Here is a 17,783-nt window from a genome sequence, read left to right on the forward strand (position 1 = left end):
CAACGCTCAACGTCACGCTCGACAACTTCCGATCTCGCCCACATCGTCAGAGAACCACTTGATCACCATGTCTCGGACGAGAGTGACAGATAGGGAAGGCGATGTGATCGATCGAACGCAGTGTCGGAACGCGGGGCGTATTCACTTTGTCCACCTGTTGTCTCAAATTCATTCGTCGAAGGAAATTACGGTGGTTGCCGATCAGGGGATAACGGGGGTGATTACCATGAGGGAGGTCGCCGCAGTGCACACCGGTGCACTGCTGAGCCTATCGATGAGCTTGCCGCTGATCTGCATACCGGCCGGAGCGCCGCTACCCATGGTCGAGTGCCGCTCCACCGAATCGGTAGGAGCGACACCGCGATCTTTCTCCGGATCGTTTCGTCACCGAAAAGGCCGGCCTATGGCGAGGTCTCGGTGAAGTTGCGGACGATCAGGTGTTCGAGGTGACCCGGCGGGCGGCGCGTTCACCCTCGTGGATGGCTTCCAGCATCGTCCGGCTCGCGATCGCGTCACCGATTCGCTCGACCGTGACTCCGCGGCCTTTCAGTGCGACGTAGAGGTCGGTGACGGGGCGATGCCAGCCGGCCAGAATGACGGTGTCGACATCGGCCACTGTGTTCGCGTGCCCCTGTTCGGACAGCGTCACGGTGGCACCGTCGATGCGCGTCACGCTGGCAAACGGGTGGGTTGCGATATGGGACAGGTGGATTCGCCGTACCGCGAGATCGGCGCTGAACGGCCCAAGCTTCGCGCCGGCGTAGGGGAGGGGAGTCACGTACTCCACATCGTGCCCATCGGCATCGAGTTGCAGAGCTAGGCCGATTCCTTTCCAACCGCCTTCGCCGTCGTCGACTACCAGCACACGGTGGCCTATCGGACGACGATCCTCGAGTACGTCCCACACGGACATCACATTGTCCTGTGCCAGGCCGGGAGTGTCCTGGATCCCCTGAGCGAGGTTCCCCACGATGTCGAGCGATGGTGCCGATCCCGTCGCGACGATGATGTGATCAGGGGGCCAGTGCGAGAACTTCGTCTACGCTCGGCGACCAGCCCAACCGCAGATCTACCGCAAACTTGGCGATCATTACGTCCAGATGGTCGATGACCTGACCGATCTCCTCACGTCCCTTGATGTTCGCAGCCATTTGCAGTTGCCCGCCGGTGCGGTCTCGGCGTTCGATCAGGGTTACGTTGTGGCCTTGTCTCGCTGCGGTTTCCGCGGCCTTCATCCCCGCGGGACCCGCTCCGATGACCACGACGCGTCGAGGAAATGTCGCCTGCAGCAGCGTGCCCACTCCCAGTTCGCGCTCGTAGCCGGCGGCTGGGTTGTGCACGCAGGTCGAATGCGTGATGGCAAAGAGCCGATCGATGCACCCCTGATTACAGCCGATGCATCGCCGAATCTCGTGAATCCTGCCTTCCTTTATCTTGTTGACTGTCTCGGGATCCGCGATCTGCTGGCGGGTCATTGCGACCATATCGGCATGCCCCAGAGCGAGAACCTCTGCGGCGTCGGCTGGTTCGTTGATCCGCCCGACGGCGATCACCGGAACATCGACGACCTGCTTGATGGCGGCCGCGAGGTTCTCCCAGAGCCTCTTGGGATGCTGCATGTCGGGAATGTTCTGATGCGCCTCGTAGTAGGTCGCGCCTTTGACACAGAGGTAGTCGATCTTGCCCGACGCAGTGCAGATCTGCGCGATTCGTTGGGCGTCGGCGACTTCGAGGCCACCGGGGCTGAAGTCATGGCCCTGCAGATTCATTCCCACCAGATAATCCGAACCGACCTCGTCTCGGATGGCGTCGATGACGCGGAGCAGGATCCGCATACGGTTCTCGAGCGTCCCGCCGTATTCGTCGGTCCTGTGGTTCGAGAACGGCGACAGAAAGGAGGCGAGCAGGTATCCGCCGTAGCCCGAGTGGATTTCGACGCCGTCCATTCCGCCCTCGCGGGCGTGCCGTGCCCCGATGGCGTGAGCCTCGACGATTTCGTCGATGTCTTCGAGCTCCATCTCCTTCGGCATCTCGAGATTGAACGGACACGGTGTGTTGGACGGCGACCACAGGGCCCGTTCGGTGAAGGTCGAGTGTCCTTGGCGGCCACCGTGCCCGAGCTGCATCACCATGCGCGCCCCTTCTCGGTGCACCGCGTCGGTGATCTTCCACAGCCCTGGCACGATCGCCGGGTCGTAGGCGTGGGGTTCGCCGGGAACGTCTTGGGATGTCGGGTGGATCTGCGCAAACGCCATGCCGATCAACCCGACTCCGCCCATCGCGCGTTCACGGTAGTACGCGACATGCTGGTCTGAGGGAGGGTGATCCTTGGCCATTCCGGTGCCGTGGCCGGTCATGACGATCCGGTTGCGAATCTCGACGTTACCCAGTGTGATCGGCTCGAACAGGGGTGCCAGGCTGCGGTCGAAGGGTTTGGCGGATGTCATTGTCGAGATCTCCTCACGATGCGGGCGGCGCGCCGGACGGCATCGGTGGTTCTGTGATGGGGATGAGGTCTATGCGGTGAGCAGGCTGGACCGGCCTAACCGAAGGGCCAGCGCCGCGACTGTGAGCGCCGGATTCACGGCGGCCGACGAGGGGAAGACGGAACTGTCGGCGATCCACAGATTGTCGAGGTCGTGTGCTTTGAGATCCGCGTCGAGCACGTTGGCGATAGGATCATGGCCCATCCGTGCGGTGCCGCACTGATGGGAGGTCGCTTCGACGCCCAGACTTTGGGTCAGGATTACGGGAAAGCCGGCCCGGCGGCACATCTTCTTCATTCGCCGGATGAGTTCGCGATGAGACGAGAGGTTCGTCTCGTGCCGGTGAATGGTTAGCCGGCCACTCTCATCCAGTGCGATCCTGTTGTCCGCCAAGGGAATATCTTCGGACTGAATGAACAGATCGAGGGTGTATCTGGTTGCTTCCTCGAGAATCGGCATCGGCACCCAGGGCCTCCCCTTCTTTGCCATGGGGCCGCGTAGCTTCCCCAGCCCCTGGACGTTGCCGAGCGGGTACCTGTTGGTAGGTCCGGGTAGATACCAGTCGTTGATTCCGATCGTCTTCTGGTACACCGCATCGTTCTTCCGGCGCGGATCGATCGCGACGAAGAACGTCGTGACATGTGCCATGTAGTTGCGGCCTACCTGGTCAGACGAATTGGCCAAGCCAGTGGGGTGAGCCGAGGAAGCAGAACGCAGCAGCAGCGCGGCGGTGTTGGCTGCGCCGCATGCGACGACGTAGCGTTGCGCTCGTACCGAAATCGATCGCCCACCATGGTTGACGGTGGCGCGCGCGACTCTCCGGCCACTCGGATCGCATTCCAGCCGAAGCACTTCGGCGTTGGTCAGCAGATTAACCGTGGGTGATGTGAGCGCGGGCCGCACAGCCGAGACGTCCGCATCTCCCTTCGCATCGATCAGACATGGGAACGAATCACAGGTAGAACACCGGACGCATGTCCCGCCGGGACGCCAGTCGATCGACTGCGGTGCGCAGAATGGGTGAAGTCCTTGCTGTCGTGCACTTTCCACCAGACGTGCCATCGCGCCTTCGTGCGGGATGCCAGGAAATGGGTAGTCCGTGGAGCGCCATGGGTCGGTAGGATCCTCGCCCTCGTTGGCGTGGACCCGGAACATCCGCTCAGCTTCGGCGTAGTACGGTTCGAGGTCCGAGTACCGGATAGGCCATGCGGGTGACTCACCGTCGGGGTGTTCGAGGACACCGAAGTCCTGTTCGCGGAACCGCGGAAGAGTGGCGCCGTAAAGTTTCGTGCTGCCACCGACGTAGTGGTAATTTCCCGGCACGAATTCGCGGCCGGTGACCAGATCGAGCCAGGATGCGGAGTTCTTGTATCGGCCGGCGGTGTGCACGGCTTCCGCCGACCAGTTCTCGCGTTCCGCAGGGAGAAAGTCACCCTGTTCGATGATCAGAACGCGTGCGCTGCTGTCCTTCAGTGCGTAGGCCAGGCTGGCCCCGCCCATTCCGGAGCCGATGATCGCAATATCGTAGTCGAGAATGTCGGGCGGATCGGTGAGAATGTTCTTTCGAATCGATGCGAGTCGATCAGTCATTCGCGGACTCCGTTGGGGCTGGGGTGATCCCGTCGGCTGGGGCGTACCGATTCGACTCTATGAGCACTTGATCGCCATTCCGATGCGCAGAATGTGCCAGAGCTATTGACCGTTCTGCACAGAGTGTGTGATGCCACACCCGCTGGCGGTCGCGGCGAACCAGCCCGTCAACGTCCGGTCTCGCGACTACGCCGCTGCAGCAGATCGTGTCCACGGACAGCAAAGATGAGGGCTTGTCGTGCATCAGGATCGTCGAGAGACCGGCCCAGCAGTGTTTCGATCCGTTCCAGGCGGTAGTAGAGCGTTCGGCGCTGAACGTAAAGCTGCTGCGCGGCTTGCGATTTGTTCCCCTCGCAGGAGAGATAGGTTCGCAAGGTAGGCAGTAGGGTGTTGGCGGACTTCGCGTCGTGCGCGAGCAGCGGGCCGAGCTCGTCCTCGATATAGCGGGCCAGCTCGGGCCCCTGAGCCAGCGAAGCCAGCAGACGTAGTACCCCCAGGTCGTCGAACCGGTGGATGGACCTTTCCGGTCGAGCAGCGGCGACCGCGGCAGCGCTGCGAGCTTGTTCGACCGCCGTCGACAAGTGGCCGGCACTGACCAGGCGACTGATTCCTGCACTGATGTCGAGGCCGGTGAGCCGCTCGATAACCTGCTTCTCCGATCGAGTCTGCGACAAACCGAGGATGACAAAGATGTGCTCGCCTAGATCCGCAACCACTGCCGGGATGTGCAACGACCGGAACAGTTCATCGATCTCGTCCTCGCCTGTTGCCGAGGCAGCGCCGTTCTTATTGATGTAGACGACGACCAAGGCTCGGTCGCGCAGGTCGCGGCCGACGCGCAGGGCGCGATTGACGAACATCTCACCGGTGATATCGCCGAGCAGCAGTCGGCTGACCAGTGCATTCTGGCGTTGCGCCGCACGGGCTCCGCTTTCGCGGGCGCCCAACAATGCGATTGCTATGCAGTCGGTCGTGCGGTCGAGCGCGTATCCGGCCGTGCCGACGAGCGCCCGATCACCGTGCAGAACATGCAACCAGCCCCATCGTTCTCCACGCAGCACAACTGCCCTGCGGGTGCAGCGTGGAGTGTCGTTACCGGTCGACTGGCCTGCCGCACTGTGCTCGATGCGCGAGTGATGTTCCCACTGGGACAAGGCTTTATCGGCGTCCGGGGTGGCGCCGGAATACGAAACGATTTGGCGGGTAGCGTCTTCCAGGACAACCGGGTGGCCAACCTCATCGGCGAGCATGTCGGTGAACGGGACGTGGTCCGACCCTGCCAGTAGCAGTTGCATGTACTTGGCGTTGAGCCGCTCGTAGGCGGTCAGATCGAGCAGGCGTTGGTCGACGAGCGAGGAATGGACCTGGGCCGATACCTCGACGAAGGGAACTTCGCCGTCGAGCCCGACGAGCGGGAACTCGAGTTCGCGGGCGGTCTGGATCAGCGCCGATGGCATTTCCCGGAAGGCTCGGCCGCTGATCTCGATGACCAGCACGGCTGCGCCCGCCGCCGCGACCTCCTCGAGATATCGGCGCTGTCTTTCCGGCTCGTTTCCGATGCCCATCCCCGAGGTGAGCAGCATTTCGCCGCCGAGCAGAAATCGCGCGATGTCGGAAATCTCGGTCGGGTGTACCCAGCGAATGGGTCGGGACAGATTCGGTTCACCGGCGTACACGGTGACCGGCACCCTGGTGAACACCTCCAGGCGTAGCGCTGCCTCTACGTTCATCGTCATCGTTGACCACCATCTCGCTTCACATTGTGCAGAAGATCAAACAACTTATGCGCACCATGTGTCTACCGTCGTGGGGCGGCGACGGTGCAGACTTACGTTGCTTGCCTCTGGCCGGTGCGATTCGAGTCCGGTACGGGGCGTGGCGCAGTTTCTGCGCTGACGCATTGCTATCAATCAGAGAGGAACCATCGATGGTCATGCTCAATGGCGGGCAAGTCATCGCCCGAGTGCTGAAGGAATACGGCGTGCCGTATGTGGCCGGTATTCCCGGGCACGGTATTTGGGGACTGATGGATGCCTTCCTGGAGGACGAGTCGAGGATCCCGTTCATCCAGACCTATCACGAGCAGAGCGCGGTCCACCTCGCCGACGGCTACTACCGGGTCTCCGGCAAGCCTATGGTTGCTGTGACTTCGATCGGCGCGGGCGCATCGAATACGGTCCTCGGTTTGGCCACCGCCTACAGCGACTCCACCAGCGTCCTGGTTATCACTGGCGGACCGCCGCGGCACATGCGCGGGCGCGGCATCCTCCAGGAGCTCGATCGCCAGAAGGACAACGGCTTTCCCCAGGTCGCCGAGGCGGTCTCCAAGCGCAGCTGGGTTGCCAACAGCATCGAAGAGCTGCCGTTCATCCTGCATCGCGCATTCAACACGATGCTGACCGGCCGCCGCGGGCCCGCACACATCGAGGTGCCCTACGACTTGCATGCAGAGACCGCCGACGTCACGTTGCACGACCTCGAGCGACGTCTTCCGGTGGGGCGGCAGTATCCGGACCCGGAGGCGGTCGATCGCGCAGTGCGGTTGCTCGCCACCGCTGAGCGGCCGGTGATCGTCGTCGGCGGTGGCGCGATCACCGCGGAAGCAACGGATGAGGTCCGTGCGCTCGCCGAGTCCTGGCGTATTCCTGTCGTCACGACGTGGAATGGCAAGAGCGCCTTTCCCGAAGACCACGAACTGTTCGTAGGCAGTGTCGGGCAGACGGGAACGATCCACGGCAACTACTTGGCGGCCAATGCCGACGTCGTCGTGTCGATCGGGTGCCGATTCACCGACTGGTCATCTTCCAGTTATTCACGCGGGCAGTCGTTTTCGTTCCCGCCCGCCAAACTCATTCACATCGATATCGACCCATACGAGATCGGCAAGAACTATCCCGCCGAGGTCGGGATCGTGGCCGATGCGAAACCCGCCGTCGCCGCGATCGTCGATTCACTGCCATCTGTAGCGCCCGAGCGCGCCGAATATCTGGCCGAGATCGTTGAACACAAGATCGACTGGGAACAGCAGTTGTCTGCTCGCCGCGACTCGGATCGCTTCCCCTTCACCCTGCAGCGCCCGCTGGGGGCCCTGCGAACAGTGATGGATCGCAACGGGATCGTCCTCGTCGGGTCGGGCAATACTCAGGGCGCGGTCAAGCAGACGTTTCCGGTATACGAGCCGCGCACCCACCTGACGACCGGCGGATTCTCCGCTATGGGCTGGCCGGTGCCTGCGGCTCTCGGCGCCAAACTGGCCGCTCCGGACCGCCAGGTCGCCTGTATTACCGGTGATGGTGACTTCCTGATGACCGCACAGGAAATCGGTGTGGCCATCCAGCACGACATCGCCGTTGTCTTTCTGGTGCAGGACAATTCGGGCTACATTTCGATTCGCGGTGGCCAGCGGAACGCGACGGACCGAATCATCGGCACGGAATTCAACCGCCCGGACGGCACCCCGTACAGCCCGAGCTTCGAAAACCTCGGCAAGTCCTTCGGTCTCGAGTCCTTCCGGGTCGAATCCGCTGCCGACCTCGAGCCCACCTTCAAGCGTGCGTTCGACGCCAAAGCGCCTGTGCTGGTAGAACTTCCGACGGACCGTGACCTCGCCAGCCCGTTCGTATCGGGTTGGCTGGACTTCCCGCCGCTGCCACACATCACCGACAGCCGCCAGGACGAGTACCGAGAGTTGCGCGGTAAGCAACAGCACCAGTAGCCGACAGCCCGATCGTCGACGTGCTCACCTGCTCGTCGACTCCGATGGTGACGGCAGGGACCACCAGCCCCAATGCCTCGGGACCAGCCGTCACCATCCAACTCATCGAACTACCTGCCACCTCCTGGCAGCAGTTGTCGACCGCCGCCGGTGCACACGGGCCGCGCGAATACGACTGGGCACACCAACTCGAGCAGTATCGAGCCATCGCCACCAGATGCGACAAAACCGCGACCTCCTACCGAGGCATGCGGCTTCGCTGATGCGTTGATCCTCCCGGTTCCCTCCATCGGGGGAGGTCGAATTCCACCTCGCGGCCGACGTGGGCGGGCACGACCATCCGTAGCGTCGAAGCCCCTGGGCAGGGCCAATCACCCCGTCCGACACCCACATTCGCCAGGAGGATCTGTGCTTTCCGCCTTCGTATCGGCTGTGCGGACCACGGACTTACGGCGGAAGATCCTGTTCACGCTGGGCCTGCTGGCGCTGTATCGCCTCGGTGCGGCGCTGCCGTCGCCCGGTGTCGACTACAAGTCGGTCCGCAGCTGTATCGAGCTCGTCTCCGGTGGTGAATCGGCTGGTATCTACCAGCTGATCGACCTCTTCTCCGGCGGCGCGATGCTGCAACTGTCGGTGTTCGCGATCGGCATCGTGCCCTTCATCACCGCCAGCATCATCACTCAGTTGCTGACCGTCGTGATCCCGCGATTCGAGGAGCTGCGCACCGAGGGGCAATCCGGCCAAGCCAGAATCACGCAGTACACCCGCTATGTCGCGATGGCGCTGGCAGTCCTGCAGGCAACGACATTGGTCGCACTGGCCGCACGCCGGCAATTGCTGCGCGGATGCCCCAAGGACATCCTGGCCGACGCCTCCCTCTTCGGCATGCTCATCATCGTGCTGGTCATGACCGCGGGCGCGGCCCTTGTCATGTGGTTCGGCGAGCAGATCACCGAGCGCGGCGTCGGCAACGGTATGTCACTTCTGATCTTCACCGGTATCGCCGCCCGAATCCCGAGCCAGGGCAAGTCGATTGTCGACAGCAGGGGTGGGCTGACCTTCGCTGCCGTGTGCGTGACGATATTCCTGCTGATCGTCGCCGTCATCTTCATCGAGCAGGGCCAGCGCCGGATTCCGGTGCAGTACGCCAAGCGCGTGGTCGGCCGCAAGATGTACGGCGGGTCCTCGACCTATCTGCCGCTGAAGGTGAACCAGGCGGGTGTCATCCCGGTCATCTTCGCGTCCTCGTTGCTGTATCTGCCGAACCTGTTGGCGCAGTTGACCCAGAAGAGTTCCGGTAACCCCGCCAAGTGGCAGGAGCTGATCCAGAAGTACCTGGTCAACCCGAGCAACCCCGTGTACGTCACGATCTATTTCGCGCTGATCGTGTTCTTCACCTACTTCTACGTCGCGATCACCTTCAATCCGGAGGAGCGCGCGGACGAGATGAAGAAGTTCGGCGGTTTCATCCCTGGCTACCGTCCGGGCAAGCCGACCGCCGACTACTTGAACTTTGTCTCGAGCCGGATCGCCCTCCCCGGTTCCGTCTACCTCGGTGCTGTGGCTGTGTTGCCGAACCTGCTGCTGCACTTCGGCTCCGGCAGCCCGGCCCAGAACCTCGCGTTCGGCGGTACCTCGGTGCTGATCGTGGTGAGCGTCGGCCTCGACACGATCAAACAACTCGAGAGCCAACTGATGAACAAGAACTACACGGGGTTCCTGCGCTGAAGCAGACTGTGCACATGGCCACGACCACCTCGACACGCCCCCTGCTGCTGCGGCTGGTGTCCACACTCGTGCTCGCGATCAGCGCCACCGTACTGTCGGCGGGCAGCGCGCACGCCGTCACCCCGATCGCCGGCCGCAGCGCCGCGATGGGCCTCGACCCGCGCGCCGCGGATCCACCCGTCGACATCGTGGCCGCGCCGCGGGATTCGACGATATCGGTGTTGCTCGCAAACGATCAGATCGTATTCCGTTCGGGACTACGGGCAGTCATCGATAGCCAGCCGGACCTTCGATGCGTCGCGGAGGTCGGCGACGGCGCCGCCGCCATCCGGGAGATGCGACGGCTGCGACCCGATATCGCCATCCTCGATCTCGACATGCCCGGTCTCGGTGACCCGGCCGCCTTCGAGACGGTCGCGGCACTCGGCGGCACCAGCCGAATCCTGACCCTGACCGCCGAGGACACCGACGAAAACCTCTACCGCGCACTACGTCTCGGCACCAGCGGCTTCCTCACCAAAACACTGCCGGCTCGCGACCTGGTCTCCGCCATCCGGATCGCGGCACACCGTGACGCACTGATCGATCCACGCCTGACCCGCCGCCTGATCACGCGCCTGACCCACGGCATCGAACCGTTCCCCGCCGCACCCGAAGTCGCCGCGCTGACTCCTCGCGAACATGAGGTCCTGCTCCTGATGGCCAAGGCCTACACCAACCCCGAGATCGCCGCCGCCCTCGGCGTCGGCGAACAGACCGTCAAGACCCACGTGTCCAACGTGCTCGCAAAGCTCGGCGTCCGCGACCGCGTACACGCCGTCGTCTACGCCCACACACGCCGCATCGTTCCCGGCGGCCCGTACCCGCAGTCGTTATAGAACGCGGGATGGGAGTGTCGGGATATCGGTTTGCGCTGTGAGGTGCTGTGATTCGCGTGAAGGTGAGAGACCCCTGCCTCCGGCCTGTGTCTGACCTGGACGGGATTACATTCTCGGCTGGTCTCTCACTCGAGTCGGGCAACACTCCGCCGTCGACCCGCACCCCGCTGAAAAGCCCTTGTTGTTGCTGGCCGGGACGTTGGTGACGGCCTAGGGTGCGCGGTCGAGAATCAAGCGGGCGAGGGCGTCGCGGTCCTCGAACATCGCGATATGCCCGACTCCGCGAAGGTATTCCAGCTGGGCGCCCGGCACCGCTTCATACTGGTGCGCCGAGGCCGGGTCCCAACGAGGGTCGGAGTCCCCAAAGATCACGAGGAGGGGCTTTCCCGCGTCGATGAGGCGCTGGGGCACGGTCCGCGCGGCGATGTAGTCGCCGTTGGCGGCGAAAATAGCGCGGAAAGTTCGATAGGACGTCCTTCGCAAGTCGGCCACAGCCCAGTCGGGCACCGTGATCGGCGCCGCCGCAGCCGCTGCCACTCCGCGGCGGATCATCGAGTCGGTACGGATCGCCCAGACGAGCGGACCCAGGGGCGGCGAGACGAGCACCCGGATGATCGCCGGCTCGGGGAGTAGCGCTGCGTGACTCGGCCCTGTACTGACCAGGACCAGCTCGCCGACCAGGTCCGGACGACGTTCCACGAGGGCTGTAGCGACATACCCTCCGCTCGAGTGACCGACCACCTTCAGATTTCGAACACCTAGCTCGTCCAACACCATCGCCGTCCGATCCGCCTGCTGCGGAACGGCGTACGTCGACGCCGGCTCGGACTGGCCGCATCCCGGAAGGTCGATCGTGATCACCCGATACTTCGTGGCGAGCGACGGCACCACCGGTGCCCACGTCGAACCGGTTGCGCCCGAGCCGTGGATGAGTAACAAGGGCGGTGCCGCCGGGTTCCCATCGATGACGACGTGCAACCCGCGGATTGTCGTGTCATGGCGCGTCTGAGTGGGATTCGATTCGCTCATATCGACAGCTTCGTCGCGGGCTCGTCACGCCGTATTGGACGAATGTCACGTTATCCCGCTGCGGCTAGCCTGGAATGTATGACCGCTACGGGCGGATTGGACTGGAGTCGGGTCGACGTCGCCGTTCCGGTCCGGCGACCGACTCCGGGAATCCAGATGGCGGGTTTCCGGCACCACGACGACGTCGCCCCTGTCGACATCGCGATGATCCCACATCCCTCGGTCACGCTCCTGCTCGATCTCAGCGAGCACGGGGTCGTCTACGACGTCGGGTGCGCGGTCACGGGGAACGCGATCGTCGGCCTCCATGCCGGCGCCTTACGCATCACTGGCGCAGGGGCCGGCGACGTCCTGCAGATCCGCGTGTCCCCCGTCATCGCCGCGGCGATTCTCCGAGACACCGAGATCATCGGCGGCACCGTGACACCGTTGCCGGAACTGTGGGGCAGCTGCGCTGCCATCTTGACCGAACGACTTCGCGCGACGCCGTCGTGGGACGACCGGTTCGCGATCGCAGTCGAGTTCCTTCGCAGCCGGGTACCTCGCGGATTCGATGTAGCACCCGAGATCGCGTACGCATGGAACCAGACCGTGCGCACCAAAGGCCTGCTCCGCATCGAAACCCTTGCCGCAGAGACCGGCTGGACCCGCCAGCGACTGTGGTCTCGCTTCCGGGCTCATATCGGGGTCTCGCCCAAGCGTGCGTCCGAACTCGTCCGCTTCGACCATGCCGCCCATCTCCTGGCTGCAGGGCGCTCGCCCGCGGATGCCGCCGTCGAGGCCGGCTACGCCGACCAATCCCATCTTCACCGTCAAACCAGGGCGATTACCGATATGACCCCTGCCGCCGTCGCGAGGGCACCGTGGCTCGCGATCGACGAAGTCGCCTGGCCGACAACCTGATCCCCGCAGCCGAACGAACATCGACGGCCTGTTTGCCGGGCACATGAGAACCGGAGTGCGGACCACTCGTCCCGCGAGGTCAGCCTGCGGTCCGCCAGATCTACTGGGGTCACGATTCCCGTTGCGGGCCGGTCTGCTTCGTTCGGACTGCGCTTCGTGCCGACACACTCCAACCAGGCCAGTACGAGGTTCGGGTACCGCTATACAAAGCCCATGCGGGTGATCGCTCAGACGCTCGGCGTCAGCCGGGCGACGCTGTACCGTGTGCTGACCGAGAAGGAATGAAGCCACGGCCGATGCGAACTCGGCATCGGCCGTGGCCTGACTCGCAACAGCTCCGCCGTCAGTTCGGGTCAATCCAGCTGGGAAATCGCCGTGTCACCCGGTGCTCGGGACTGTTCACGCTGCCCGATTGCCAGCGGTCACCATTGGGCGCCCAAGCGTCGAGGAAGATTCCGACCCATCGACCGTTGGCGTCGATCAGACAGTGTTCCTCGGCGTTACCGGAACAGATCGCCTCGACCAGCCCGAGCGCTGGAACCGGGCGGCTGCGGTCTTCGGCAACGTAGTCCACGACCAGATTGAAGCACCATCCGGTCTCGATCCGCGCCGCTTCATCATCGAAACGGGTGATCCGTACAGTGGCTGACTCATGGCCTTGACGGGGAGTGCGTGAAGCCAGGGAAACCACTGATTCGTAGAGGTAAGTCTCGGCGTCATACTTCACCGCAAGATCGCACAACCCGATAACGAATTCTTCCCAGCTGCCCTGCTCGCTCACCGTTGTACTCCTTGCTCAGCCACAGGGGTTGGTAACCGTTCCCGAATACTGCCATGCCATCGACCCGGAGGGTCGACCGCCATACACGCCGCTCCCCTTCGCGGCGGTCCTGTACTCGCCTGGCTGGCACTGTAGCTGTCCCTGAGCGGTGTACTTCTCGTTCGCCTTGGGTGCGGTGACTGGATTACTCCCAGGCGTACCGACTGCAACCCATTTTCCGCTCTCCTTCTTCTCAATCTGGACGAATACGTCCAGCGAGTCGATCGCGGCGGTGCAGGAGATTCGGCCCTTGCCCACGATCCAGCCGGGCGAACCCTTCGAGTGGTGTGGATTGTTCGCCTCCACATGGCATGCGGCGTCACCCGGCGCGGCATCGGCGACGGTCGGCGAGAACCCCGGCGCGGCAAGAGTCGCCGCGACCAGGCCTGCGGCGATGGTGCCTTTTCTGGTGTACATTGCATCCCCCTAGATCAGTTCGGTTGCGGCGGAATCAATTCCGAACCGCATACCTGTTTAGATGCGCCACAGGGTCATCCGGTTCCAACCGACTAGCCACTTGCTGTTGTGATCTAAGTCATATTTTTGCCGTGTGGTGCAGTACATGGCTGCAAGGGTGATGCGCGTCCTCACCCTCCTCCCGCTTTTCCGAATGGCTTCCGCCGTGCGATCTTTCAGGATGCGCTCGGGCCACAGGATCACCGCCGCCAGCACGGCCGAGGGCAGGCCCATCGCGACCACCCACCCGAGTGCGATCCACACGTCGCCGGCACTCATTGGCCCAGCTACCTCCACAGCTCCGTGTCCGTCACCGATATCGGCTCCACGTCGATCGTGTTCAGGAGGCCACGCCGGATGACGAGCAGCAGGTCTTCGTCAACCGGCGCGTACGTTACGGCCGCAAGGGCGCTCCGCCTCGTGCAGCGCCAGGACTCTGGCCCCGGCCAGCCCAGCATGCAAGCGCGACCCGCGGTCCAGGCCAGATCGACCAGCACCGGAAGTCTTCGCGGCATGAGCTGCGGTGTAACCGAGCTGTGTTGTCAGTTCGGCGTCGAGGTTTGGGCGCGGGTGCGGGTGGCGGTGGGGGTTTCGCCGGTGTGGCGGCGGTAGATGCGGCGGAAGGCAGAGGGGTCGGCGTAGCCAGCGGCGGCGGCGATGGCATCAATCGGATCGTCAGTGGTGGCCAGCAGGGCTGCGGCGTGGCTGACGCGGAGGCGGTGGACGTATTCGGTGGGGGACATGCCCAGGTGGGTGTGCGTGCGGCGGGCGAGGGTGCGGGGGGAGACGGATGCGGCGCTGGCTAATTCGGCGAGGCTCAGCTGGCGGCTGAGATTGGTGATGATGTGGTGTTCAAGGGCTCGCAGGGCGGGGTCGGTGGAGCGGAGGTGTTCGAGGATCATGTAACGGGATTGGGACATGCGGGAATCGAGGACGAGGTAGCGGGCTACGCGGTCGGCCAGCGCCGCACTGTGGAGGCGGGCAACGAGGGTAAGCATGAGGTCGGCGTGGGCAAAGGCGGCGCCGGCGGTGATGACCGGGCCGGTGTCGATGACCATGCGGTCGACCAGGACGGTGATGTCAGGGAAGCGGCGGGTGAAAAGCGGGGCGAGCCACCAGGTTGTGGTGGCGGTGCGGCCGGAGAGCAGGCCGGAGGCGGCGAGGATGAAGGTTGCCGAGCAGCAAGCGGCAACGGTGGCGCCGTTGGCGGCGGCCTGTCGGATCAGCTCAATGGCCTGCGCGGTGTCGGGGCGAGACAGCAGTTCGTGAATTCGTCCTTCGGTCGCGGCAGACGGACCCGGAATAACCAAGATATCGCTCGAGCCGAATTTCACAGCGGCGGACGGGCTTTCGGTTGTTACCGGAATTGATCGTCCGCTTCCGGATCGCACTGGTTTGCCATCGACCGAGATGACGCGTTGACGGAGCAGATGCTGGCGGTGCGGGGGAGTGCGGTCCTGGGCGAGTCCGGCAGCGGTGTCGACGATGTCGATGCCCATGCCGAGCGCTCCTTCGAGCACACCCTCGAGGATCAGATGGGTGATCATTGGCAAGATTGGACCGAAAAGTGGCGATTCAGTCAATGGTGATGCCAGCCTGCGACCGGCATGGTGTGGATGTGCAGCAACCCTCTTTTGATAATGACCGCGATGATCGACTCGACGACTTCCACTGCCGGACGGTCACATTCCACGGCGCCGCACGCGCGGTGTACGTGTCGGGAACCGGACCGGCAGTCATAGTGATGGCCGAAATGCCTGGTATCAGCCCCGATGTGGCCCGCTTCGCCCGCTGGGTCCGGGACGCCGGGCTCACGGTGTACATGCCGTCGCTGTTCGGCCGCGATGGCGCCTACCCGGAGGCCGAAGCCGGGCGCGCGGTGTTCAAACGTGCCTGCGTCAGTGCCGAATTCCGGGCGTTCGGCGGCGGCGCTGAGAGTCCGGTCGCCGACTGGTTGCGTGCCCTGGCCGCCCTCGCCCACCGGGAATGCGGTGGCCCTGGAGTCGGCGCGGTGGGAATGTGTTTTACCGGGAACTTCGCCCTGACGATGATGCTGGAACCGTCGATGCTCGCCCCCGTGCTCTGCCAGCCTTCCCTGCCGTTGGATAATCCTGCTGGACTGGAGATTTCACCCGAGGACCTGGCGTCTGTGCGCGAAGTTCTGGATCGTGAGAACCTGGTCGTGCGCGCCTACCGCTTCGAGGGCGACCGCTTCTGCACCGCAGCGCGTTTCGCCGCCTATGCCGATGCCCTCGGCCCTCGTTTCGAGCCTCGCGTCCTTTCCGCTGCCGCGGCGAACCCCGCCCCGCCGCCGTTCTTCGAGCAGTTCGTCGGCTGCGCTCACAGCGTTGTGACGGCTCATTTGATCGATGCCGAAGGCGAACCCACCGCAGCGGTCCGTGACGAGATCATCGCATTTCTGATTGAGACACTTGCCGATAAGGGCGCGGGTCCTCAGCGTTCTGGCGATGTCGCGCAAGAAAACTCGAACCACGACTGATCCCACCGGCAACCCAGCGGCCGGGCCGAGACGACACACCGCCACCCGGACCGGCCAACCGACGGACGAGGCATCAGGACCCGGCACCGGTCTGTGAGACCTTCCCGCAACCCCGTGTCGAGGGGGTATCCGCAGTCACCGGTGGACCGTTCAGTGATAAGTGGTCAGCGCGTGGTGCGGACGGATTGAGTTGTACAGAAAGCGGAACCGGTGGACCTCCATGTCCGAGACGTCGCCATCGGGGATCAGATCGATAACACCACTCGAGTCAGCGCAGGTGTGTATTCAAGAAAGCCAACGCATCCGGCAGTGATGCCAGGAATGCGCCGCTATGGTCTCTACCGGGGTAACTATCGACCGTCACCTGTATGCCGGGATTCAACTCTTGGAGAGTTTTCCCGTAACTCTCCGTGTTTGTGGGAGGAACATCGATGTCGGCGGTGCCGTAGCCGATCATGATGTCACTGGTGAAGCGGTCTTCCGAGTAACCGGCGAGCGCGGTGATGTCCGCTTCGAATGTCGGCGTCGGTTCGTCCGGGTTGGCGACAAGCGCAGCGGGCCGCCGGCCCCCCGCGCGCGCAACGAGATCCGCAAGGCATTCCGAAGTTGCCTTTTCCACGTATTCCTTTCCGAATTCGGAAAGAAATGGGGTCACACTGTCGGGATTCAACTCCTGCAACGAGGCCAGGAAGTACCCCGCGTACCCGACTTGGTTCTCGGAGCCGGTCGAGGCTCGCTCGAACATCTTCGGCAGGCTCGCACTCGGTTTGGTGCGCAGGCCGGTGGCTATCACCCCGCTCAGCCCCGTCGCCGGACCACCGCTGCGCTCGGCGTACAGGCTGGCCGCACTCATCGCGGCGTGCGCCCCTTCCGACTGGCCGATGACAACCCATCTGCTCGACAACGGAATGGGGGTGGTGCGAATCGCCGCGACCGCGTTCAGTATCGACAGTCCTTCGACATTCGTGTTGTAGTAACTGAACTGTCCCGCAGTGCCCAGCCCCTGGTAGTCGGGTGCCAGGACGGCATACCCGCTGTCCAGGATCTGGTTGAAGTAGGCGCTGTTTCGCTGCGATTGCGGCCGACGCGATGGTGCGCAGGAATCTCCGATGCCCGCGGTGCCGTGCGCCCACACGACCAGCGGCCACCCGCCCAGCGGTGGCACACCGGACGGCAGATACAGCGCACCCGACCCCTCGGCGGGCGCGTCATGCTGATCCTTCGTCGAGTAGACGACCTCGAACGAAACCGCGGCCTTGGCGAACGACCACGCGGGATCGAGCAGTCCGATCCTGCTCAGCTCTCCGGTATCCGAAAACTTCGCCGTCGCAGGCGGACTTGCGACAGTAAGCGAAGCACACACGATCGCGGCTACCACCAGCGCCATTCGCCGAAAGGACACTACGGACATGCCACACAACCGTACCGGCACCATCCGCACATCCTCCCCACCGCTGGCGAGTCGGTCCGGTGCGGTGCATGCCGGGGTCACCGGTGCGGACGTTTTCGCGGTAACCAACGCGGCGGCGTGGGCGCGCGAACACGCGACCGGGACCAAGCCGACCGCATGCTGCAGTTCATGCTGACCGGCAGCACCGCCTCGGGTCGGATACTTCACGAAAACTGTCATTAAGTTCAGTCCGAACGCAACCATCGTCATCGGGCCGTGTCGTCCCTA

Annotated in this window: 16 protein-coding genes; 6 read left to right on the forward strand and 10 right to left on the reverse strand. The window is 63.8% G+C overall.

Annotated features, from left to right (window positions below; translation table 11 throughout):
* Window positions 1-433 precede the first annotated feature (433 nt).
* The 4 genes from AB0J29_RS34150 to AB0J29_RS34165 form a co-directional block, all read right to left on the reverse strand.
* Complete coding sequence (locus AB0J29_RS34150; protein ID WP_364794904.1) at window positions 434-1,009, reverse strand: hypothetical protein; 576 nt, start codon at window positions 1,007-1,009, stop codon at window positions 434-436.
* 4 nt (window positions 1,010-1,013) lie between these two features.
* A complete protein-coding gene (locus AB0J29_RS34155; RefSeq protein WP_364794862.1) occupies window positions 1,014-2,447 on the reverse strand; it encodes an FAD-dependent oxidoreductase in 1,434 nt (477 codons plus the stop codon).
* 69 nt (window positions 2,448-2,516) lie between these two features.
* On the reverse strand, window positions 2,517-4,076 hold the full coding sequence (locus AB0J29_RS34160; protein WP_364794864.1) for a GMC family oxidoreductase: 1,560 nt from the start codon (window positions 4,074-4,076) through the stop codon (window positions 2,517-2,519).
* A gap of 167 nt (window positions 4,077-4,243) precedes the next feature.
* Window positions 4,244-5,812 (reverse strand): PucR family transcriptional regulator ligand-binding domain-containing protein, encoded by a 1,569-nt coding sequence (locus AB0J29_RS34165; protein WP_364794866.1) that lies wholly within the window; start codon window positions 5,810-5,812, stop codon window positions 4,244-4,246.
* A 191-nt stretch (window positions 5,813-6,003) separates the two neighbouring features.
* On the opposite strand from AB0J29_RS34165, the gene AB0J29_RS34170 reads away from it, so the two are divergent.
* The 4 genes from AB0J29_RS34170 (at window position 6,004) to AB0J29_RS34185 (ending at window position 10,397) form a co-directional block, all read left to right on the forward strand.
* On the forward strand, window positions 6,004-7,791 hold the full coding sequence (locus tag AB0J29_RS34170) for a thiamine pyrophosphate-binding protein (protein ID WP_364794868.1): 1,788 nt from the start codon (window positions 6,004-6,006) through the stop codon (window positions 7,789-7,791).
* 44 nt (window positions 7,792-7,835) lie between these two features.
* Window positions 7,836-8,054 carry a hypothetical protein gene (locus AB0J29_RS34175; RefSeq protein ID WP_364794870.1) on the forward strand — a complete coding sequence of 73 codons (219 nt, stop codon included), beginning with the start codon at window positions 7,836-7,838 and terminating at the stop codon, window positions 8,052-8,054.
* A 145-nt stretch (window positions 8,055-8,199) separates the two neighbouring features.
* A complete protein-coding gene (secY, locus tag AB0J29_RS34180; RefSeq protein ID WP_364794871.1) occupies window positions 8,200-9,519 on the forward strand; it encodes a preprotein translocase subunit SecY in 1,320 nt (439 codons plus the stop codon).
* 14 nt (window positions 9,520-9,533) lie between these two features.
* Window positions 9,534-10,397: a response regulator transcription factor gene (locus AB0J29_RS34185; RefSeq protein ID WP_364794873.1), complete on the forward strand. Its 864-nt coding sequence runs from the start codon at window positions 9,534-9,536 to the stop codon at window positions 10,395-10,397.
* 210 nt (window positions 10,398-10,607) lie between these two features.
* On the opposite strand, the gene AB0J29_RS34190 is transcribed toward AB0J29_RS34185, so the two are convergent.
* Window positions 10,608-11,426 (reverse strand): alpha/beta hydrolase, encoded by an 819-nt coding sequence (locus AB0J29_RS34190; RefSeq protein ID WP_364794874.1) that lies wholly within the window; start codon window positions 11,424-11,426, stop codon window positions 10,608-10,610.
* Between the two features lie 78 nt (window positions 11,427-11,504).
* Between AB0J29_RS34190 and AB0J29_RS34195 the strand changes: the two genes are divergently transcribed.
* Window positions 11,505-12,329, forward strand: coding sequence for a helix-turn-helix domain-containing protein (locus tag AB0J29_RS34195; protein ID WP_364794876.1), 825 nt, complete (start codon window positions 11,505-11,507; stop codon window positions 12,327-12,329).
* Window positions 12,330-12,672: 343 nt separating this feature from the next.
* On the opposite strand, the gene AB0J29_RS34200 is transcribed toward AB0J29_RS34195, so the two are convergent.
* The 4 genes from AB0J29_RS34200 to AB0J29_RS34215 all read right to left on the reverse strand — a co-directional run bounded on the left by AB0J29_RS34200 (window position 12,673) and on the right by AB0J29_RS34215 (window position 15,152).
* The gene (locus AB0J29_RS34200) at window positions 12,673-13,110 is read right to left on the reverse strand and encodes a hypothetical protein (protein ID WP_364794877.1); all 438 of its coding nucleotides are present in this window, start codon (window positions 13,108-13,110) and stop codon (window positions 12,673-12,675) included.
* A 15-nt stretch (window positions 13,111-13,125) separates the two neighbouring features.
* On the reverse strand, window positions 13,126-13,566 hold the full coding sequence (locus tag AB0J29_RS34205; RefSeq protein WP_364794878.1) for a hypothetical protein: 441 nt from the start codon (window positions 13,564-13,566) through the stop codon (window positions 13,126-13,128).
* Window positions 13,567-13,623: 57 nt separating this feature from the next.
* A complete protein-coding gene (locus tag AB0J29_RS34210) occupies window positions 13,624-13,884 on the reverse strand; it encodes a hypothetical protein (RefSeq protein WP_364794879.1) in 261 nt (86 codons plus the stop codon).
* A 263-nt stretch (window positions 13,885-14,147) separates the two neighbouring features.
* Window positions 14,148-15,152, reverse strand: a complete 1,005-nt coding sequence (locus tag AB0J29_RS34215; RefSeq protein WP_364794880.1) for a helix-turn-helix domain-containing protein — start codon at window positions 15,150-15,152, stop codon at window positions 14,148-14,150.
* Between the two features lie 41 nt (window positions 15,153-15,193).
* Here AB0J29_RS34215 and AB0J29_RS34220 point away from each other — a divergent pair, with 41 nt between their 5' ends.
* On the forward strand, window positions 15,194-16,105 hold the full coding sequence (locus tag AB0J29_RS34220; protein ID WP_364794906.1) for a dienelactone hydrolase family protein: 912 nt from the start codon (window positions 15,194-15,196) through the stop codon (window positions 16,103-16,105).
* Window positions 16,106-16,373: 268 nt separating this feature from the next.
* On the opposite strand, the gene AB0J29_RS34225 is transcribed toward AB0J29_RS34220, so the two are convergent.
* Entirely contained in the window at window positions 16,374-17,723 is a 1,350-nt protein-coding gene (locus tag AB0J29_RS34225; protein WP_364794882.1) for a lipase family protein, read from the reverse strand.
* Window positions 17,724-17,783 lie beyond the last annotated feature (60 nt).

The organism is Nocardia sp. NPDC049707, assembly GCF_040674855.1.
In the GTDB taxonomy this organism is placed as follows: Bacteria; Actinomycetota; Actinomycetes; order Mycobacteriales; family Mycobacteriaceae; genus Nocardia.